18 protein-coding genes are annotated in these 19,750 nt (G+C 38.6%); 5 read left to right on the top strand and 13 right to left on the bottom strand.

Going from position 1 to position 19,750, the window contains the following annotated elements; genetic code table 11:
* Nucleotides 1-106 precede the first annotated feature (106 nt).
* The 3 genes from LB467_RS05730 to LB467_RS05720 all read left to right on the top strand — a co-directional run bounded on the left by LB467_RS05730 (nucleotide 107) and on the right by LB467_RS05720 (nucleotide 5,428).
* Nucleotides 107-2,593 carry a PIG-L family deacetylase gene (locus LB467_RS05730; RefSeq protein ID WP_224473072.1) on the top strand — a complete coding sequence of 829 codons (2,487 nt, stop codon included), beginning with the start codon at nucleotides 107-109 and terminating at the stop codon, nucleotides 2,591-2,593.
* Nucleotides 2,594-2,701: 108 nt separating this feature from the next.
* Complete coding sequence (locus LB467_RS05725) at nucleotides 2,702-4,408, top strand: sodium:solute symporter (protein ID WP_224473071.1); 1,707 nt, start codon at nucleotides 2,702-2,704, stop codon at nucleotides 4,406-4,408.
* Nucleotides 4,409-4,459: 51 nt separating this feature from the next.
* Entirely contained in the window at nucleotides 4,460-5,428 is a 969-nt protein-coding gene (locus LB467_RS05720) for a Gfo/Idh/MocA family protein (RefSeq protein WP_224473070.1), read from the top strand.
* Between the two features lie 222 nt (nucleotides 5,429-5,650).
* Here LB467_RS05720 and trxB read toward each other — a convergent pair whose 3' ends face one another.
* On the bottom strand, nucleotides 5,651-6,643 hold the full coding sequence (gene trxB, locus LB467_RS05715; RefSeq protein WP_224473069.1) for a thioredoxin-disulfide reductase: 993 nt from the start codon (nucleotides 6,641-6,643) through the stop codon (nucleotides 5,651-5,653).
* A gap of 254 nt (nucleotides 6,644-6,897) precedes the next feature.
* On the opposite strand from trxB, the gene LB467_RS05710 reads away from it, so the two are divergent.
* Nucleotides 6,898-7,527 carry a trimeric intracellular cation channel family protein gene (locus tag LB467_RS05710; RefSeq protein ID WP_224473068.1) on the top strand — a complete coding sequence of 210 codons (630 nt, stop codon included), beginning with the start codon at nucleotides 6,898-6,900 and terminating at the stop codon, nucleotides 7,525-7,527.
* A gap of 32 nt (nucleotides 7,528-7,559) precedes the next feature.
* Here LB467_RS05710 and LB467_RS05705 read toward each other — a convergent pair whose 3' ends face one another.
* The 10 genes from LB467_RS05705 to LB467_RS05660 all read right to left on the bottom strand — a co-directional run bounded on the left by LB467_RS05705 (nucleotide 7,560) and on the right by LB467_RS05660 (nucleotide 16,129).
* Nucleotides 7,560-7,973, bottom strand: a complete 414-nt coding sequence (locus tag LB467_RS05705) for a YeeE/YedE family protein (protein ID WP_224473067.1) — start codon at nucleotides 7,971-7,973, stop codon at nucleotides 7,560-7,562.
* Nucleotides 7,974-7,982: 9 nt separating this feature from the next.
* Nucleotides 7,983-8,540: a YeeE/YedE family protein gene (locus tag LB467_RS05700; RefSeq protein ID WP_224473066.1), complete on the bottom strand. Its 558-nt coding sequence runs from the start codon at nucleotides 8,538-8,540 to the stop codon at nucleotides 7,983-7,985.
* 137 nt (nucleotides 8,541-8,677) lie between these two features.
* Nucleotides 8,678-9,577, bottom strand: coding sequence for an NAD(P)-dependent oxidoreductase (locus tag LB467_RS05695; RefSeq protein ID WP_224473065.1), 900 nt, complete (start codon nucleotides 9,575-9,577; stop codon nucleotides 8,678-8,680).
* Between the two features lie 13 nt (nucleotides 9,578-9,590).
* On the bottom strand, nucleotides 9,591-11,132 hold the full coding sequence (locus LB467_RS05690; protein WP_224473064.1) for an acyl-CoA carboxylase subunit beta: 1,542 nt from the start codon (nucleotides 11,130-11,132) through the stop codon (nucleotides 9,591-9,593).
* A 37-nt stretch (nucleotides 11,133-11,169) separates the two neighbouring features.
* Entirely contained in the window at nucleotides 11,170-12,612 is a 1,443-nt protein-coding gene (gene accC, locus LB467_RS05685) for an acetyl-CoA carboxylase biotin carboxylase subunit (RefSeq protein ID WP_224473063.1), read from the bottom strand.
* A gap of 53 nt (nucleotides 12,613-12,665) precedes the next feature.
* The gene (locus tag LB467_RS05680) at nucleotides 12,666-13,151 is read right to left on the bottom strand and encodes an acetyl-CoA carboxylase biotin carboxyl carrier protein subunit (protein ID WP_224473062.1); all 486 of its coding nucleotides are present in this window, start codon (nucleotides 13,149-13,151) and stop codon (nucleotides 12,666-12,668) included.
* A gap of 124 nt (nucleotides 13,152-13,275) precedes the next feature.
* Nucleotides 13,276-13,563 carry a type II toxin-antitoxin system RelE/ParE family toxin gene (locus LB467_RS19430; protein ID WP_224473061.1) on the bottom strand — a complete coding sequence of 96 codons (288 nt, stop codon included), beginning with the start codon at nucleotides 13,561-13,563 and terminating at the stop codon, nucleotides 13,276-13,278.
* Complete coding sequence (locus tag LB467_RS05670) at nucleotides 13,563-13,808, bottom strand: hypothetical protein (protein WP_224473060.1); 246 nt, start codon at nucleotides 13,806-13,808, stop codon at nucleotides 13,563-13,565. The genes LB467_RS19430 and LB467_RS05670 overlap by 1 nt, the downstream gene beginning before the upstream one ends.
* A 70-nt stretch (nucleotides 13,809-13,878) precedes the next feature.
* Complete coding sequence (locus tag LB467_RS05665; protein ID WP_224473059.1) at nucleotides 13,879-15,219, bottom strand: MBL fold metallo-hydrolase; 1,341 nt, start codon at nucleotides 15,217-15,219, stop codon at nucleotides 13,879-13,881.
* A complete protein-coding gene (locus LB467_RS05660) occupies nucleotides 15,200-16,129 on the bottom strand; it encodes a sterol desaturase family protein (RefSeq protein WP_224473058.1) in 930 nt (309 codons plus the stop codon). The genes LB467_RS05665 and LB467_RS05660 overlap by 20 nt, the downstream gene beginning before the upstream one ends.
* 274 nt (nucleotides 16,130-16,403) lie before the next feature.
* Between LB467_RS05660 and LB467_RS05655 the strand changes: the two genes are divergently transcribed.
* Nucleotides 16,404-17,438, top strand: coding sequence for an aldo/keto reductase (locus LB467_RS05655; protein ID WP_224473057.1), 1,035 nt, complete (start codon nucleotides 16,404-16,406; stop codon nucleotides 17,436-17,438).
* Nucleotides 17,439-17,618: 180 nt separating this feature from the next.
* On the opposite strand, the gene LB467_RS05650 is transcribed toward LB467_RS05655, so the two are convergent.
* Both LB467_RS05650 and LB467_RS19295 read right to left on the bottom strand, forming a co-directional pair.
* Nucleotides 17,619-18,572, bottom strand: coding sequence for a Fic family protein (locus tag LB467_RS05650; protein WP_224473056.1), 954 nt, complete (start codon nucleotides 18,570-18,572; stop codon nucleotides 17,619-17,621).
* 60 nt (nucleotides 18,573-18,632) lie between these two features.
* Nucleotides 18,633-19,631: an MFS transporter gene (locus LB467_RS19295; RefSeq protein ID WP_224473055.1), complete on the bottom strand. Its 999-nt coding sequence runs from the start codon at nucleotides 19,629-19,631 to the stop codon at nucleotides 18,633-18,635.
* Nucleotides 19,632-19,750 lie beyond the last annotated feature (119 nt).

Below are 19,750 nucleotides of genomic sequence, written 5' to 3'. Positions count from 1 at the left end.
CCTTGGAGTATTTAAATCTCGATTATCGAGTAAAAGCAATTAATTTTCTATCTTCAGGCGACTAAAGTTTTTATATTTGGTTATCATAAAAATTGCCTTAAAACTTATGCGCAAACTACTTAGTTTTCTTTTTTGTTTTTTTCTGCTGAATTTACACGCACAGAAACCCGAAAAATTAAATGCTTCTGAAATATTTCAGGAAATAAAAAAGCTTAATTTCTTGGGCTCAGTATTATACCTTGGCGCTCATCCAGATGATGAGAACACCCGGTTGATCTCTTATTTTTCAAACGAAAAAAACGCTCGAACAGCTTATCTCTCTTTAACCCGGGGCGATGGCGGCCAAAATCTAATTGGTCCAGAATTAAGGGAACAACTGGGACTCATTCGAACTCAGGAGTTGCTAGCTGCAAGGCGTATAGATGGAGGCGAGCAATTTTTTACCCGTGCCAACGATTTTGGTTTTTCGAAAACGCCCGATGAAACTTTACAAATTTGGGATAAAGAAAAAGTCCTGAGCGATGTTGTGTGGATTATCAGAAACTTCAAACCAGACGTAATTATAAATCGGTTTGATCACCGTACACCAGGTACTACACACGGTCATCATACCTCTTCTGCCCTCTTAAGCACGGAAGCCTTTGATGCCGCCGCTAACCCTGATAAATTTCCTGACCAATTAAAATTTACCGAAACCCATCAACCAAAACGGGCTTATTTTAATACTTCTCCCTGGTTTTATGGTGGAGATGAAGCTTTTGAAAATGCCAGTAAAGACCGGTTTATTAGTTTTGATACCGGGGTTTATTTTCCGTTACTCGGACTTTCAAATCCTGAAATTTCATCTTTAAGTCGCAGTCAGCACCAATCGCAAGGTTTTGGTAGTACCGGTTCCCGCGGTCGGCAAATGGAATATTTAGAACCTATTAAAGGCGATACAGTTCGTACGCAAGATGTTTTTGAAGGCATAGATACTTCCTGGAAAAAGCTAAAGGATGGTTCCGAGATTGGCGAAATCCTGACTGAAGTTGAAGAAAACTACAATTTTAAAGATCCTGCGGCAAGTTTACCAAATCTACTAGAAGCCTATAAACTAATACAGGAATTGCCAAACGATCACTGGCGGGAACTAAAAACCAAAGAAATAAAAAATATTATTTATGCCAGCGCAGGCTTATTTTTGGAGGCAGTCGCAACGCAAGCTTCAGCCACTGCCAGGGATAGTGTTTCTGTAAACCTGGAAGCCATTAACCGAAGTGATTTCCCGGTAACTTTAAATTCGGTGGAATTAAGTCCGAATAATTCTAAAATTCAGCCAAATATAAAATTGGAAAACAACGCAGACTGGCAGGAAGAAATCGCTCTAAAAGTTCCTCAAAATACGCCTTATACCACTCCATATTGGTTGGAGGAAGAATCGGAAAACGGGATGTACATCGTAAAAGACCGGGAACTTATTGGCCTGCCGGAAACACCAACACTTACCAAAGCAGTTTTTTATCTTAATTTTAATGATGTTTCACTGAGTTTTGAAAAACCCATTGTTTATAAATATAACGACGCGGTTTTTGGCGAAACCTACCAACCCTTTGAGATTATCCCCGAAGTCTCTCTTGATTTTCAAGACGATGTAATGATTTTTGAAAACGATGAAACAAAAAAAGTTTCAATAAAAATCACTTCAGGTAAAGCGAATATAAAGGGAGGTCTGAGACTTTCAGCCGGAGAAGGTTGGAAAATCTCTCCCGAAACCCACAAATTTCAACTTCAACAAAAAGGAAGTTCGGTAAGCCTTTCTTTTGAGGTAACTCCCCCAAAAGATCAGGATGAAACTTTTATAATTCCAACAGCAACGATAAACGGAAAAGAATTTTCAGAAAAGCTCGTTAGTATAGATTATAAGCACATTCCGAAACAAAATCTGGTAGTTCCTTCAAAATTAAAAGTTGCGCGCTTAGAAATTGAAAAAAGAGGAGAATTGATTGGTTATATTGAAGGTGCCGGAGATGTGGTTCCGGAAAGTTTGGAACAAATTGGATATCGCGTTAATAAATTAAATGTTGCCTCAATTTCACAGGCTTCACTTCAAAAATATGATGCGGTGGTACTGGGAATTCGTGCTTTAAATACGGTTGAAGCCTTAAAATATAAACAAAATACGCTTTTCGATTATGTAAAAAGCGGTGGCAATCTTATCGTACAATATAACACCAACCACGGTTTGATTACTGAAAATATATCCCCTCTTCCGCTGGAATTATCCCGGGACCGGGTTACAGATGAAACGGCTGAAGTTCGGTTTTTGGCTGAAGATCATCCCATTTTAAACTCACCCAACAAAATCACTAAAAACGATTTCGAAAATTGGGTTCAGGAACGCGGACTCTATTTCCCTGAATCCTGGAGTAAAGAATTTACCCCAATTCTTTCTATGAACGACAAAAATGAAACCCCAAAAGATGGTAGTCTAATAGTTGCAAAATATGGTGAGGGTTATTTTATTTATACCGGTCTAAGCTTTTTTAGGCAATTCCCTGTTGGCGTTCCCGGTGCTTACAGGATTTTCGCGAATATGATTTCAATAGGAAAATAATGAAGAAACCCGAAAAATTTACCTGGAATAGATCATATACCTTCGTTCTTTTGGCCAACGCTGCTTACATTATCATTTTCTATTTTATAATGTCCCTATTTTCCTAATATGCAATTAATAGACTGGATTGTTCTTCTTGGCACGCTCGCATTTATTGTAATCTACGGGGTTTATAAAACCCGACACAAACAGGGTGCACAGGATTATATTCGCGGCGGAAGTGAAACCCGTTGGTGGACAATTGGTCTTTCTACAATGGCTACGCAGGCCAGTGCAATCACCTTCCTTTCCACACCCGGACAGGCTTTTCACGATGGGATGGGCTTTGTGCAATTTTACTTTGGACTGCCTATCGCTATGGTGGTTATTTGTATGTTTTTTATCCCAATTTATCGCAGACTCAATGTTTACACAGCTTATGAATATTTAGAATCAAGATTCGATAGAAAAACCAGAACTTTAACTGCGATTCTATTTCTGATTCAACGCGGGCTTGCGGCGGGATTAACAATTTTTGCGCCGGCTATTATCCTGTCGGCCGTTTTGGGATGGAACCTTTCGGGTTTAACAATCCTAATAGGTTCTTTAGTAATAATCTATACCGTTGCCGGTGGTACTAAAGCCGTGAGCGTTACGCATAAACAGCAAATGGCAGTGATCCTTACCGGGATGTTTGCCGCATTCTTTATTATTCTAAGCTATTTGCCCGAAAATATCAATTTTAGCAAGGCCCTTGAGATTGCCGGTGCCAGCGGTAAAATGGAAATTCTCGATTTCTCTTTCAATTTTGAGAATCGCTATACTTTCTGGAGCGGGATTATCGGCGGCAGCTTTTTAGCCCTTTCTTATTTTGGAACAGACCAAAGTCAGGTGCAGCGTTATTTAAGCGGAAGATCGGTTAACGAAAGTAGAATGGGGATGATTATGAACGGAATGCTTAAAGTACCATTACAGTTCTTTATTTTACTTGTTGGGGTGATGGTTTTTGTGTTTTACCAATTTAACAATGCACCTTTAAATTTCAATCCAGCTGCGACTGAAACCGTTTTGAGTTCAGACTATGGCAATCAGTATGAAGATTTGATGCAGGAGCACGATGCGCTTCAGCAGGAAAAACAGAATCTACATTTACAATTTGCCGAAAACAACAATTTTACGCCTGAAAATAATTCCACTTATCGCGAAAATCTGGCTACTTTAAATGCTTCGGAAATGGAAACCCGCCAAAAAGCGAGGAAGTTAATAGACGCTTCAGATAAAGATGCTGAAAGCAATGATAAAGATTATGTGTTTATCCATTTTATTCTGAATAACCTCCCACGCGGTTTAATTGGTTTGCTGCTGGCTGTAATCCTTTCCGCAGCAATGTCTTCAACCGCTTCAGAATTAAATGCATTATCATCCACCACTTCCATAGATCTTTATAAAAGAAGTCGAAAAATCGAAAAATCTGATGAGCATTATGTAAGAGCTTCAAAATGGTTTACGCTGCTTTGGGGCGCCATAGCCATTGCCTTTGCGAGTCTAGCCAATTTGTTCGATAACCTTATTCAGTTGGTAAATATTATCGGTTCCATTTTCTACGGAAATGTTTTGGGAATATTTTTATTGGCATTTTTTATAAAAATCGTAAATAGTAATTCGGTGTTCATCGCAGCTATAATTACGCAAATTATTGTTATAATTCTTTTTAAATTTGATGCAATGCCTTATTTATGGCTCAACCTGGCAGGATGTTTACTGGTGATGGCTATTGCTTTGATCCTGGAATTATTTATAAAAACACCTGAACATAAAATTAAAAAGAGCCCATAACCTGTCTGTTCCGTTCAGACGGGTGGGCATTTAGTAAAAAACTCGTATAAAATGAAAAAAATAAAATGGGGCATTCTTGGCCTCGGAAAAATAGCCGGTAAATTCGCTACCGGGTTAAAAGATGTGAAAGGAGCTGAGCTTTATGCTGTGGCCAGTCGCTCTAAAACCAAGGCTGAAACTTTTGCAAAAGAACACAATGCTACAAAATTGTTTTCCAGTTACGAAGCGATGTTAAAAGATGAGGAGTTAGACGTGGTTTATATCGCGACCCCACACGTTTTTCACCATCAGCAAACCTTACTTTGTTTGGATCATAAAAAGGCGGTACTATGTGAAAAGCCTTTTGCGATGAACAAAAAGCAGGTAGAAGAAATGATCGCTAAAGCCAAAAAAGAAGATGTATTTCTAATGGAGGCATTGTGGACACAGTTTTTACCACATTTTAAGTTTGTAATCGAGCAAATTAAATCTGAGAAATACGGCAAGATCAAAAACCTAAAAGCAGATTTTGGGTTTCCGGCGCCGGTAGATCTGGATAAACGCCTTTACAACAAAAGCCTTGGTGGTGGCAGTTTACTGGATATTGGGATCTACCCTATTTTTATGGCGATGAGTGCATTGGGAATTCCGGAAAAAATTCAAGCAAAAGCCAGTTTTCACGATACGGGGATTGATGAGGATTGTGATATGATCTTTGAATATAAAGACGGCGTAGAAGCCGAATTGGAAAGTTCTATTGTAAAACAAACTCCAACCACAGCGGTTATTCAGTTTGAAAAGGCGACTGTAACTCTTAATACAAGATTTCACGAACCTTCAAGCCTTAAAATACAAACTCCGGAAGGAGAAGAAACCAAAGAATTTGAAGTCAATTCCAATGGTTATAATTTTGAAGCCGAACACGTTCAAAAAATGCTACGCGAAGGCAAAACCGAAAGCACCGAAATGACTTTTGAAAAAAGCCTGCAATTAATTAATTTGCTGGATAAAGTTAGAAGTGAGATTGGGTTAGAATATTAGTCATCCTGAACTGGTTTCAGGATCTAAGCTGATGGACTATTTATTATGAATAATTTATGCTCATAATATATACCGCTCCGCTGGACCTCATTATCCTTATATAACACTTATTTCTATAAATATTTCGCCTCTCTGAGGCTCTTTTGATTTCTTCTGAAAAATATAAGACCTCACAGGTTTCTGAAACCTGTGAGGTTTTTAATCATATTAATTTTAAAGAAACTAAGCTTCTACCTTTTTCGTGGTTTTCACTTCTTCTCCTTCTTCGCTTTCTACTTCGGCTAAATAACGTTCAGCATCTAATGCGGCCATACAACCGGTTCCCGCTGCGGTTACTGCCTGGCGGTAAATCTTATCCTGAACATCACCAGAAGCAAAAACTCCCGGAATATTAGTTTTGGTAGATTTTCCTTCAGTAATTAAATACCCGGTATCATCCATTGTTAATTTTCCTTTAAAGATATCGGTATTTGGCTTGTGGCCAATCGCAATAAACAATCCGGTAATATCAATTTGCTCTTTTTCGCCGGTTTCCTTATTTAGCATTCTAAGGCCTTCTACTACCTGTTCGCCAATTACTTCATCTACTTCTGTATTATAACGAATATCTATGTTCTTGGTGTTGGTTACCCTATGTTGCATCGCTTTAGAAGCCCTCATCTGATCTCCTCTTACAAGCATTGTCACTTTTGTACAAATATTGGCTAAATAAGTAGCTTCTTCTGCAGCGGTATCTCCTCCACCAACAATGGCAACATCCTGGCCTTTATAGAAAAATCCGTCGCACACAGCACAGGCTGAAACCCCACCACCACGTAAACGTTGTTCACTGGGTAAGCCAAGGTACTTTGCAGTAGCACCGGTAGAAATAATAATAGCTTCTGCTTCCACCCAGGTAGAATTATCTACGCAGGCTCTGTGGATTCCACCAGCTTTATCGCTTAACTCCACTTCGGTAATCATTCCCATTCTTACTTCCGTACCAAAACGTTCAGCTTGCTTTTGCAGATCCATCATCATTTTTGGTCCGTCTACCCCATCAGGATAACCGGGAAAGTTATCCACCTCTGTAGTTGTGGTTAATTGACCTCCGGGCTCCAGACCAGTATACATAATAGGTTTAAGATCGGCCCTTGCTGCATAAATTGCTGCGGTATATCCCGCCGGTCCAGAACCTATAATTAAAGTTTTTATTCTTTCTATTTTATCGCTCATTTTATCTTGTTTTTCTGATTTACAAAAGTAATAACTTTCAATATAAACTTAGGTTAATCTTATTAAGTTTTACTCGATAATCGAGATTTTAATGCTTTTAGACCTTTCACGAAAACGAATACTTTTGCCCAATTTTTTATTGGGCATGCCACCGGGTTAATTTGGTATTCAGTAATAATTTGAAGTTATAGATTTCATTCAGAATATAAAAATTATAGGCTTCCCTCAATTTAAACTATACCTTTGCTGCTTGAATGGAACTTACTTTATTTAACATACTTGATATCCTGGGAACCATAGCCTTTGCTATTTCTGGTGCCCTGGCTGCTATGGACCGCCGTCTGGATCTATTTGGTATTTTCATTATCGGGTTTGTTACTGCCATTGGTGGCGGTACTTTACGCGATACTTTAATTGGAAACACACCCGTCACCTGGATGGAAAACACAATTTATATTTACCTGATTGGCGTTGTGACAGTTCTTGCCATTATTTTTAGAAACAAAATCAATTACCTCAAAAGATCACTCTTCCTTTTTGATACCATCGGATTAGGGGTTTTTACCATAACCGGTGTTGAAATTGGTATTAGAAACGGTCTTGACCCCATAATCTGTGTCGCTCTCGGAGCAATTACGGGTACTTTTGGAGGGGTGATTCGCGATATTCTGTGTAACGAAATTCCTGTGATCTTTAGAAAAGAAATTTACGCCACCGCTTGTATTTTTGGCGGACTCGTTTTTGTGATTATGCACGACCTTGGCGTAAAACAGGATGTTATTTACCTCACAACATCATTGATTGTAATTTCAATTCGACTCATCGTAGTGAAATATCATATCTCACTCCCCTATTTCTATATTTCTTCGGAAAAAAGTAAATGAGTTTTCCCTTCTGAAAATATAATTTCTTGGGCTTAATGCGGAAGTTTCTTCCGAAGCATTCCATAAATAAAAGTTCCTAAAAGCGATCCAATAAAAACAATTAGAATCGGTAAGAACCCTGCGCCAATTAAAGTGAAAATTGGTCCCGGACAGGCACCTGCTAGCGCCCAACCTAATCCGAAGATAATTCCGCCATACATATACCGACTAAAACTTTTCTCTTTGGGAATAAAGGAAATTTGTTGACCATAAAAAGATTTCAGGTTTTTACGTTTTATAATTTGTACGCCAATAACCCCTAAAAACAAAGCAGAGCCAATAATACCATACATATGAAACGACTGAAACTGGAACATTTCATAAATCCTGAACCACGAAGCAGCTTCAGATTTAAACATTACTATTCCAAAAAATATACCTATTAATAAATATCCTATACTTCTCATAATTTCATTTTAAAATATTAACGGAAATAATAAATGTACCATCACCAATCCGCCGATAAAAAATCCGATCACGGCGATTAAAGAAGGTAGCTGCAAGTTACTAAGTCCTGAAATTGCGTGCCCGGAAGTACAACCTCCGGCATATCGTGCTCCAAAACCAATTAAGATTCCACCAACCAGTAGAATGATAAGCGCTTTAATTCCGCCAACTGCTTCCCAGGTGAATAATTCGGTGGGCAGGTAAGCTTCACCCGCACTACTAAAACCTAAATCTTCCAGAATACTCACCGTATCAGGATTTATTGCTACGGAAAGGTCATTGCTCAGCAAATTAGCGCCTATAAAACCGCCTATAATAGCTCCAGCTACTACAAGTAAGTTCCAGCGTTGAGATTTCCAGTCAAAATCAAAGAAATCGGCTTTAGAATCTGCGCCACACATTGTGCACATCGTTCTAAGGTTTGAAGACATTCCAAAACCTTTACCGATAAAGATGAGCAGAAACATTATTACTGCTATAAGCGGACCCGATACATACCAGGGCCAGGGCTCAAAAATCCATTCCATATTTATTTTTTTTAATGAGGTGCAAATTAAAGGGAATTTACAAAAGAAAACAGTAACAAATGTTACAGGTAAAAAGACCTCACAGTCCAGATAAAAATCTGGACTGTGAGGTCTAAGAAATCTAATTAGTATTTTAATTATTTAAAATAAGATTTCAAATTCTCCAGCACTTTTTCAGATAAACGCCTTTGGGTTTCGGCACTCCAACCGGCACTCTTAGTATGGAAAATCACTCTATTTAATTCTTTTGTTCCTTCAGATAGCGAAGCCCCACCATCTCCGTCAAAAATTGCAAAGTTGCCATCAGATTTTATCCAGTCTACAAAGGCTTTTTCCTGAAAAGGAAGCCCTAGCGAGGTGTTGATCAAAATTTTTCCTGAACCAAAAGTTTTAAATTCCTCTCCTCCCAATAATTTTGTGTTCTTAGGAAGGTGAAGTGAGATTATTCCAGTGGTTTTCAACAATTCTTCTAAAGATAAATATTGAAGTCCTTTAGCTTCCCAATCATTCTTTCTACTCCTACTGAAATAGTAAAGATCGGCTCCCATAGGCAACAAGGCTTCTGCCAGTAGTTGCCCGGTTGTACCCAGCCCGATAATCCCAATCTTTTTATCAGTTAGTTCAACCGGCCTTTCTCGCCACTGGTATTCCCCAAATCCGTGAAGTAACTGTATCAGCTCAGAAACTATAAATTCTATCACTCCGGGATCTCCATAATCAAAAATTCCTTTAACAGTAATTCCCTGCTCCCTGGCATAATCTACACCTACGTTTGCCGATTCATCATCATACAGGCTGCAGGCCATCCCGATGTACTTCAAATTAAAACATTCTTTTATAACACTTTCTGGTATTTGGGTTTTCCAGGAAACTATTACGGCTTCGGCATCGCCAATTCGTTCCATAAGTTCCTTTTCTGACTCCGGACTTTCTTTATAAACCACAACTTCCGACTCACTGTATTGCTGAAGTTCATTTATAGCCCAATCTTCAAGCTTGGTATGATCTACACAAACAATTTTATTGAATTTCTTCATTTTCAAGCCGGATTTACAAAGGAATATTTCCGTGCTTTCGCTTGGGTCTAAGCACCTTTTTATTTTCCAGCATACTAAAGCCTTTTAGTAATTTTCTTCTTGTATCACGTGGCATAATCACCTCATCAATAAATCCGCGTTGCGCGGCTTCAAAAGGATTGGCGAAGGTTTCAGCATATTCAGCTTCTTTTTCAGCCAGTTTCGCTTCGCTATCTTCAGCTTCCTGGATTTCCCTTCTGAAAATAATTTCACTGGCTCCCTTAGCTCCCATCACAGCGATTTCGGCCGTTGGCCAGGCAAAGTTAAGATCAGCTCCAATATGTTTTGAATTCATTACATCATAAGCACCACCATAAGCTTTCCTGGTAATCACGGTTACTTTTGGCACCGTGGCTTCGCTAAGCGCGTAAAGTAACTTAGCTCCGTTTAAAATAATACCGTTCCATTCCTGATCGGTTCCGGGTAAAAATCCGGGGACATCCACCAACACAAGCAATGGAATATTAAAACAATCGCAAAAACGGGTAAATCGAGCCGCTTTTTTAGAAGAATCTACATCTAAAACCCCGGCAAGACTCATTGGCTGGTTGGCAACAATCCCAACACTTCTTCCGCCTAAACGCGCAAAACCTACAATAATATTATCGGCGTAATCTTTATGAATTTCAAAAAATGAATCCTCGTCTATAATTCCAGCAATAACCTCATGCATATCGTAAGGCTTATTGGAACTATCGGGAACTATACTATCAAGGTCCTTTCTAACTTCGTCGCCCAATTCATAAGGAAGTTTCTCCGGCGCTTTTTTATTGTTCTGAGGCATATAGCTCACCAGTTTTTTGATATCCTCCAGGCAGGCGATATCGTTGAAAGAAGTGATATGCGTAACCCCGGATTTTGTAGCGTGGGTAGAGGCGCCTCCCAGTTCTTCGGAAGTCACTTCCTCGTTGGTTACCGTTTTTACCACATTTGGGCCGGTCACGAACATATAACTGGTATCCTGAACCATAAGGGTGAAATCTGTCATTGCCGGGGAATAAACCGCACCACCCGCACAAGGCCCCATAATTGCCGATATTTGTGGAATTACTCCAGATGCTTTCACATTTCTATGAAAAATATCGGCATAACCGCCTAGTGATTTTACACCTTCCTGAATTCTGGCTCCGCCTGAATCGTTAAGACCTATCATTGGCGCACCAACTTTTACGGCCAGGTCCATTACCTTACAAATTTTCTCGGCATGGGTTTCTGAAAGCGAACCACCAAAAACGGTAAAATCCTGGGCGAAAACATAAACCAGTTTTCCGTTTATAGTTCCGTAACCTGTAACCACTCCGTCACCATAGATTTTTTGATCTTCCATTCCAAAACCAGTGGTTCTATGGGTTACCAAAATCCCTATTTCTTCAAAAGAACCTTCATCCAGCAAATAATCTACGCGTTCGCGGGCGGTAAGTTTCTTTTGGGCGTGTTGCTTTGCAATACGCTTTTCACCACCGCCAAGCTGCGCCTGTTTAATTTTATCCTGTAATTTTTCTATATTCTGACTCATCAATATTTTTTTAACTTCAACTTAAACGATTCGAACATTAATTTTGCGGAATACGCAGTTGCTCCCTGTCTTTAAGGTACTGTCTTAAAGCCACCAGGGCAGCTAGTTTTGCCTCTTCTTCTATTTCAGCTTCAAGTTTTTCGGCGGAATAATAATTTTTCACAAAATGCGTGTCAAAATTTCCGCTTCTGAAAGCCTCGTGCTCAAAAACAAATTTTCCAAACGGAAGCGTTGTCATTACGCCCTCAACTTCATATTGTTTTATGGCTTTCAGCATCAATTGAATCGCTTCCTCACGGGTTTTTCCGTAAGTAATCAATTTTGCCAGCATCGGGTCATAATATATAGGAACTTCCATCCCTTCTTCAAATCCGTTGTCAACCCGTATATTATCACCCTTCGGAATACTGTATTTTTCCAGTGTTCCCACACTGGGCATAAAATTATCCATCGGGTCCTCGGCATAAACCCGAAGTTCTACTGCATGTCCTTTAATACTTAGATCTTCCTGAAGCAATCTCAACTTTTCACCACGGGCAATCCTTATTTGCTGTTCTACCAGGTCTACCCCTGTAATATATTCGGTTACGGGATGCTCCACCTGCAAACGGGTATTCATCTCGAGAAAATAGAAATTCTGATTTTCATCGAAAAGAAACTCTACGGTTCCAGCACCAACATAATCACAGGCTTTAGCCACTTTTACGGCAGCTTTACCCATTTGTTTCCGAAGTTTTGAATCCAAAACTACCGATGGTGCTTCTTCTACCACTTTTTGGTGCCTACGCTGCACGCTGCATTCCCGTTCAAAAAGATGGATATAATTTCCGTGAGTATCGGCTAAAACCTGGATCTCGATATGTCTTGGAGACGAAACGTATTTCTCGATAAAAACAGAGCCATCGCCAAAAGCAGATTCAGCTTCACTAATAGCGCGCTTCATCTGGTCTTCCAGGTCTTTTTCCTTTTCAACAATACGCATTCCTTTACCACCACCACCGGCAGAAGCTTTTATTAAAATAGGAAAACCGATCTCTTTAGCAATTTTCTTCGCTTTTTCGGGATCGGTAACCGCTTCGTCAATTCCGGGAACCATTGGGATATCGTAATCCTTAACCGCATCTTTCGCGGCAAGCTTGCTTCCCATTACCTTAATAGCCTTAGATCCGGGGCCAATCCAGGTAATTCCGTTTTTTTCAACATTTTCGGCAAAACCGGCATTTTCACTTAAAAATCCATATCCGGGATGGATCCCGTCTACACCGAGTTCTTTAGCTACTTCAATAATTTTATCGCCTTTTAGATAAGATTCGTTGGAAGGCGCTTCTCCAATGCAAACCGCCTCATCGGCAAACTTTACGTGGGGTGCATTCCTATCGGCCTTAGAAAAAACCGCAACGGTCTTGATCCCCATTTTCTGAACGGTTTTCATCACCCGCAAAGCAATCTCTCCCCTATTGGCTACTAATATTTTCTTCATTGTTTTTTATAAATTTTGATTCACTGATAACTGCCTTTTGCAAAGTCACTGAATTATTCCATTTCAATTAACAACTGGTTCTTTTCTACGGTTTCCCCATTTTTCACTGTAATAGATTTCACCACTCCGTCCCTGGGTGCGGTAAGTGTATTTTCCATTTTCATGGCTTCCAAAACAAGTAAATAATCGCCTTCTTTTACTTCAGCACCTTCTTTTACATTTACTTCCAGGATAAGACCCGGCATTGGTGCTTTTATATCATTGATCATTTGCGCTGTTCCCAGGGAAAGTCCCATCTCTTCAATGAGCAAATCCAGCTCGTTAGAAATAGCTACTTTGTAAGTGTTGGAATTGATCTTGACGTCGTACTTGCGTTGAAGAAAGTTTTCGGAAAAAACCTCAGCCTTGAAACTGCGGTTTTCTTTTAATAGGTGGTAATGCTTATCGGCAATTTCCTGCGTATCTAAAGCGGTAATTTGGTCTTTGGTAAATTCAAATTCAAATGTATCATTCACCTTAACCTTATATTTTTTTTCCATATTTCGTAGTTTTCAAATCTAATTTGAAGCTTGTTTTGTAAATATAGAAAAAGTTTGGAGCAATTACTTATGAGTTTTCAAGATTCCCCAGTGTTTTTTGTGGTTTAAGAATAAAATAATGAATCTACTTAGGTTTTGTTTTAGTGGAATAAACTCTGGAGATACAAATGGTGTTTCTTATTGAAAAGTAAAGTATTTTATAATCGCGGACTATAATTCTTCGAAATGAGGGTTCTATTTCATCTAGTTGATATTGATTTATAAAAACAATCTCGCTAACCTCTTTCAGAATGTCATTCTTAATTATTTTCGCTGCTTTTTTGGATTTACAACTTACAAAATCATATACTTCTTTAAGAGACTCCCTGCCATTTTCTGTCCAGATTATATTTCTTACCCGTTCATCTTCCATTACCAATCCCTGGACTCCTCTTCCAGGTCTTTTTGGGAAATAGTTTTTCCCTCAGCAACCTGATTGATGGATTCCTGTAAATCTTTATGATATTCGGCATAACTTACTGGAGAACCATCTGCCTTATAAGCAACAGTTTTATCAGCATCGTATTTTTCAATAAATTCAAGCATCGCTTTTAAAAAATCAGGATCAGCTTTTTCAAGCTTTTCTGATATTTTTATTCTTAATTCTTTAGTTTCCATATCTAAATATAAGCATTTGGACATAAAAAAAACCCCGAAGTGGGGTTTTTAAATATACTTAAATCATCTATTATGAAAACTCCTTAATCGCTTCACTTAGATCATAAACTTTACTATCCTTAAATTTATTTTCAAGAATACTGCTTCCTGCTGCAGAGCGATATCCACCGGCACAATGCACCATAAATGGCTTATCATTTGGTAATTCATCAGCACGGCTTCTAAGCTCATTTAACGGAATTGCCTTGGCATCATCAAAGATCTTACCTTCTGCAATTTCGCTTTCATTTCTAATATCTACAATAGTGTATTTATCCTTATTGGCTTTAAAATCTTCCAAATTGAACTCATCTGAAGATCTTGAAACTTTTTCAGATAAAGTCACCACAGCTTTCATTTGCTTTTCGTAACCAATTTTTGCAGTTCTTTCCAGCAAATCGTCAATTTGATCTACGCTTTCAACAATAAGGTAAAATTCCTCTTCAGGCTTAATAATAGCACCTAACCAAGTTTCATATTTATCGCCTTCCGATCTTGCCATTATATTAATACTGTTTGGCAAATGCCCTTTTTTATAAATGGCCCCATCTCGGGTATCTACAACGGTTGTTCCTTCTTTATCTAATGAATCTACATAAAGTTTAACCGGAACTTCATATTTTGCTTTTTGAACATTTAAAGCACCTTTTCGGTTTATTTCAACATTAAATCCGAAATACGAAGGAATAAAGGGTTGATCCTTTAGGATTTCTTCTACAAATTCCTCTTCGGTTTGGTCTTTAAAAGCCCAGTTTCCCTGGCGCTCATTTCCTAATGTACTGGAAGAAGCATCACTCATGTTTTTTCCGCAAAGCGAACCTGCTCCGTGAGCGGGATAAATTAATGTATCATCTGGCAAATCGTTAAATTTGGTTTGCATCGTGTTGTACATTTGCTTTGCCAATTCTACACGTTTTGCCTTCATATTTCCAGCTTTCTCGCGTAAATCCGGTCTACCCACATTTCCTATAAAAAGCGTATCTCCACTAAACATAGCGGTCTCGCCGTTTTCTTCAGCAATAAAAGTTAAACTATCTGGCGAATGTCCGGGAGTGTGTAAAGGCTTTACACTTGCATTTCCTATTTTCACTTCATCTCCTTCATCAAAAGGGGTATGTGAATATTCTACGCCAACTTTTTGACTGATATAAATTTTTGCCCCGGTTTCCTCCTGAATCTGTAAATGTCCACTTACAAAATCGGCGTGCGGGTGGGTTTCAAAAACCGCCACAATCTTTGCATTGTTCTCTTCGGCAAATTTATAATATTGCATAGGGTTACGGCTTGGATCTACCAGAGCCATTTCTCCGTTACTAATCAGCGCATAAGAATAATGCGCCAGGGGTTCGTCTTTAAACTGTTTTATTTTCATTTTGTGTCTCTTTTAAATTATAAACTGATTTCTGCGTGTTATTTTTTCGAAATGGAAACGCCATTTGATTTTTAAAATCTTGCGGAAATTCTTCATCTCCTTCAAAACCTAATTCTATATCCTTTCCTTCCTGCGGAATATATGCCGTACCGAACAAATAATCCCAAATACTCAGGCTTAAGCCGAAATTCATTCCGTATGGTCTGTCTACCGGAAGGGCTTTGGAGTGATGCCAGATATGCATTTTAGGATTATTCAGTAGATATCCAAAAATACCGTAATTCCAGCCCACATTCGCGTGATTTAAATGCCCGATGAAAACTGCGAACATATGCACCACAAAGAATTCCTGAATTCCAAAGCCAATCATCGCCAGCGGAATATACTGTACGGTTTTATAAATTATTGTTTCCATAAAATGAAACCTAAACTGTGCGGCAAAGCCCATTTCCTTTACGCTGTGGTGAACTTTATGAAATTCCCAAAGCCATGGCTGCTTATGCAATTGCCGGTGAACATTCCACTGGATAAAATCGGCTATAATGAACATTATTAGCAGCTGTATCCAAATGGGGAAGTTTTGCACTTCTATGGCCACAATATTGGTAATTCCAAACAAACCAAGGAAATCGTTGAACAATTCCACGGCAACGTTCGAAATTGCATTATAGCCAACCAGCGAAAACAAGAAAAAATTAAATAAAATATAGAACGTATCTAGCCAGAAATCCTTTCTAAAAATCTTTTGATCTTTTCTCCAGGGGATTAAAATTTCCAGCACCCAAACTAAAAGTGACAATCCAATTAACCAATAAAAATAATTGGTCCAGGAAGGGTTGCTAATTTCATTGACCAGGTAATTAAAGTACCCGGTAAAAGAATCGCCAATAATGTTTAAATACTTTTCCAACCGGTTTATTAAGTTTTACAAGGCAAAAATATAATAATCCCACATTTAGGGCAGTAACTTTTGTTACACTAGCCAAAACCCCCATAATTTATTAAAATCAAGTACCTCGGGGCAAGCCCACGAGGTATAAATTGGAAAACTATTTTATAATTTCGAGGCAAGCCTCGGGGAATTAAACCCTCAATGAGAGATTAAGCGCTTCTTAACATAGGAGTTCTTTATAATATTAGTCTTTGTTAAATGCCAAATAGTTCATCATTTTCTATTTAATTTTATGATTAAGATTTTAAAAGAAACCAATACCAAATATAAAAACATGAGTCAGTTTAAATTACAACATAAATTTGGATTAGGTGGAGTCGCCATGGGCAACGGATTTAAAGAATTAAGCGATGCTGAAGCTGAGAAGACGTTGGAAGCCGCCTGGGAAGCCGGAGTAAGATATTACGATACTTCGCCCTGGTATGGGCTGGGTTTGAGCGAAAGACGTTTTGGACATTTTCTGCATAATAAAAAACGGGAAGATTACGTGCTTTCCACCAAAGTAGGTCGGGTTTTAAAAGCTACTAAAAATATTCCTGAAGTAATGTGGAAAAATCCATCGCCATTTGATTATAAATATGATTATTCTGCGGAAGCTGTTCGGCGTTCGGTAGAAGATAGCCTGCAACGCTTAGGTATAGAAAGTATAGATTATGCTTTTATCCACGATCTTTCACCCGATCATAATGATGAATATGAAGACGGAACTACCTGGGAAGAACATTTTGAAATTGCAAAGAATGGCGCAATGCCGGAACTTGAAAAAATGAAAGACGAAGGTTTAATCAAAGCCTGGGGCTTAGGAGTAAACACCATAGATCCCATTCTAAAAACTTTGGAAGTCGCAAAACCAGATGTTTTTCTATCGGCTATTCAATATTCCCTGGTATACCATAAAGAAGCGCTGGAGCGTTTATTACCGGCAATAGAACAAAGCGAAGCTACTTTGATAAATGCTGCACCTTTTAATGCTGGCTTGCTCGCCGGACAAAACCGTTATAATTATGCGGGTGAAATGCCCAATGATATTTTAGAACGATATAAAAAGATCCTTAATATTGCTGAAAAACATAAGGTAAATCTGATAGCGGCTTCGCTTCAGTTTTCTTTAGCTCCAAAAGCGGCAGGCACGGTCCTGGCCGGTGCAAGTAAACCCGAGCAGGTTCGTGAAAATATAAAAGCCCTGGAAGAACAAATTCCGGCCGAATTCTGGCAAGAATTAAAACAGGAAAAATTAATCGAAAAGAAAGCTGAAGTTCCGGCATAAAAATAATTTAGCTACGAATTCACTAATAGAAATATATATTAGTGAATTCGTAGCTCATCAATTATGAAATTCATAGCCTCAGAGAAGCGCCATAATTATAGAAAAGGAGACGATCCTGGAAATAAAGCTCCAGAGAAGCCTATTAAGATCAATCATTTACCAATTTAAAAATAAAAACAATCAACGTTTCCGTTGGCGATTGTTGATATAATCTTCAATAGCTTCTTTAGTAGTAAGCCAATTCCTTCCTTCTTTATAAGCATCAATTTTTCCCTGCCGTGCCAGTAAACTAATATATTCCTGGCCATAAGGAAGTTGCTCCTCTTCTACCAAACTGGAGATCTCAGTATAATTGGTGTCGTTATCTGGCAGGGCCTGGATATAGATATTTAAGGTTCGTTCCAAAGCCTGGCACATTAATAAGCCTAACTTTGCATAATTACCATTATTTGCCGCATTTAAAGCTGCATAATACTTTTTACGATCGTTACGTAGAATTATGGCTGGTGGAAAACCTTCTTTCATTAAAATTAGGTTCATTGCCAGTCGTACGGTTCTTCCATTCCCATCAAAGAAAGGATGTATCCAAACCAATTTATGATGAAAGACCATAGCAAGTTCAATAACGTTTAATTGCTGTGGGTTTTCATTAACAAAAGTCACTAACTCATCAAATAACCCAGAAACCTTTTGTGCATTGGGCGGAACAAAATTTGCCCCGGCAATTCTCACACCTGAATTTCGCAACCTGCCTGCATAATCATCTTCTATACTTCGTAAAACTAGTTCATGAAGTTTTAAAATGTCTTTACCATTTAACTTATAACTAGATTTTACTAAAGTGTACAAGTAATCTAAAGCAGTTTCGTGGTTCTTAGCCTCAAAATGCTCTCTAAGTGATTTCCCTTTTATAGTAATGCCTTCCTGCAAAACCATTTGCGTCTCCCTAAGGCTCAAAGAATTTCCCTCTATGCTATTGGAATTGTAAGTCCATTCAATGCCCAGGGCTTCTTTCATCTTAACCAAAGCGATTTTAGGCAATGGCCGGGCTTTTTGCAGCATTGCTTTCTTCTCAAACAAACGTTTAAACGTGCTGTTCAATTCTTTGCGATATGTTACATCTACTTCCCACATAATCACAAAGATACAAATATATCGGTTAACTTTTAAAAGTCACCTATCCGATATTAAAATTTATTCATTGAATTTCAGTAATTTCAGGGCTTTATTATCCTTATAATCCATTCTTACTAGAATAATTACTGCCGAAATTAAAGTCAGGATTCCAATTAGCATGATCGCAGCTTCAATACTTACTAGGTCAGCAATTACACCGGTTAGTACTGCTCCAATGGCATAACCTAGATCTCGCCAAAGTCTGAAAATCCCAATGCTTTTTGCCCGGTCCTGCGGATGGGTATTATCGGCGATGGTTGCCAGGAAAGTAGGATAAACCATAGCGGTTCCCCAGCCAAGTAAAGATGAAAGTACCACGAAATGCGTCATTGTTTCAGCCCAAACCAAAATCACCAAAACTATTGCCTGTAAAAGCATGCCGATAAAAAGCATATCTTTTTTACTGAAAATATCGGCCATTTTTCCGGTAAATAGTTGGCCTATTCCCCAAACCGCGGGATAAAGTGCCGTAACGATTCCTATCTGTTCAAGATTAAAACCTTTTCCCGAAAGTAAAATTGGAAATAACCCCCAGGCCATCCCATCATTAAGGTTATTGATTAAACCAGCCTGACTTACAGAACCGAGGTTTTTATCTTTCCAGGTAGTATCCCAAAAAATATTCTTTAATCTGGACATACCGCTTTTGCCTTCTTCTTTTGCTACGTGATGCCTCGTATCCTTTATAAAAAAAATACTAAAAAGCAAGCCTAGTACCATTAATGCAATCCCAATATAAAATGGATAAGGCCTTACACCATATTCTGAAGCGATCCAACCCGTTAAAAATGCCACTACAGCTACCGCAAAATAACCGGCGAATTCATTTAAACCCATGGCAAAACCGCGTTCTTTTTCTCCTACAAGATCAATTTTCATAACCACGGTACTACTCCAAGCCAGTCCCTGGTTAATTCCCAGTAAAACATTAGCAACAATAATCCAGTTCCAGTTTTCGGCATAAATAAGGATAAAAGGAATAGGAATAGCAAAAATCCACCCTAAAACCGAGGGCACTGAAAAAGTCCCTGAAGAAATTGAATTAAAGTGAGTAAAAAGGAGTAGAAGCCGTAGTGTTTTTACTCCTTTTTTCGTATTTTAAATGCTGATTAACCGCGACTTATATATGTTATTGC

The sequence above is a fragment of the Salegentibacter tibetensis genome, from assembly GCF_020164485.1.
Taxonomy (GTDB): Bacteria; Bacteroidota; Bacteroidia; order Flavobacteriales; family Flavobacteriaceae; genus Salegentibacter; species Salegentibacter tibetensis.
Note: the sequence above shows the minus strand (reverse complement) of the source record. Positions and strands in the feature narration are given on the sequence as shown.

Coding starts and splice junctions, on each gene's coding strand:
- LB467_RS05705 (WP_224473067.1), bottom strand. CDS start 7,973: ATGAGAAGTATAGGATATTTATTAATAGGTATATTTTTTGGAATAGTA.
- LB467_RS05665 (WP_224473059.1), bottom strand. CDS start 15,219: ATGAAAATAAAACAGTTTAAAGACGAACCCCTGGCGCATTATTCTTAT.
- LB467_RS19430 (WP_224473061.1), bottom strand. CDS start 13,563: ATGGAAGATGAACGGGTAAGAAATATAATCTGGACAGAAAATGGCAGG.
- LB467_RS05655 (WP_224473057.1), top strand. CDS start 16,404: ATGATTAAGATTTTAAAAGAAACCAATACCAAATATAAAAACATGAGT.
- accC (WP_224473063.1), bottom strand. CDS start 12,612: ATGAAGAAAATATTAGTAGCCAATAGGGGAGAGATTGCTTTGCGGGTG.
- LB467_RS05725 (WP_224473071.1), top strand. CDS start 2,702: ATGCAATTAATAGACTGGATTGTTCTTCTTGGCACGCTCGCATTTATT.
- LB467_RS05710 (WP_224473068.1), top strand. CDS start 6,898: ATGGAACTTACTTTATTTAACATACTTGATATCCTGGGAACCATAGCC.
- LB467_RS05670 (WP_224473060.1), bottom strand. CDS start 13,808: ATGGAAACTAAAGAATTAAGAATAAAAATATCAGAAAAGCTTGAAAAA.
- LB467_RS05690 (WP_224473064.1), bottom strand. CDS start 11,132: ATGAGTCAGAATATAGAAAAATTACAGGATAAAATTAAACAGGCGCAG.
- LB467_RS05680 (WP_224473062.1), bottom strand. CDS start 13,151: ATGGAAAAAAAATATAAGGTTAAGGTGAATGATACATTTGAATTTGAA.
- LB467_RS05700 (WP_224473066.1), bottom strand. CDS start 8,540: ATGGAATGGATTTTTGAGCCCTGGCCCTGGTATGTATCGGGTCCGCTT.
- LB467_RS05720 (WP_224473070.1), top strand. CDS start 4,460: ATGAAAAAAATAAAATGGGGCATTCTTGGCCTCGGAAAAATAGCCGGT.
- LB467_RS05650 (WP_224473056.1), bottom strand. CDS start 18,572: ATGTGGGAAGTAGATGTAACATATCGCAAAGAATTGAACAGCACGTTT.
- LB467_RS05730 (WP_224473072.1), top strand. CDS start 107: ATGCGCAAACTACTTAGTTTTCTTTTTTGTTTTTTTCTGCTGAATTTA.
- trxB (WP_224473069.1), bottom strand. CDS start 6,643: ATGAGCGATAAAATAGAAAGAATAAAAACTTTAATTATAGGTTCTGGA.
- LB467_RS05695 (WP_224473065.1), bottom strand. CDS start 9,577: ATGAAGAAATTCAATAAAATTGTTTGTGTAGATCATACCAAGCTTGAA.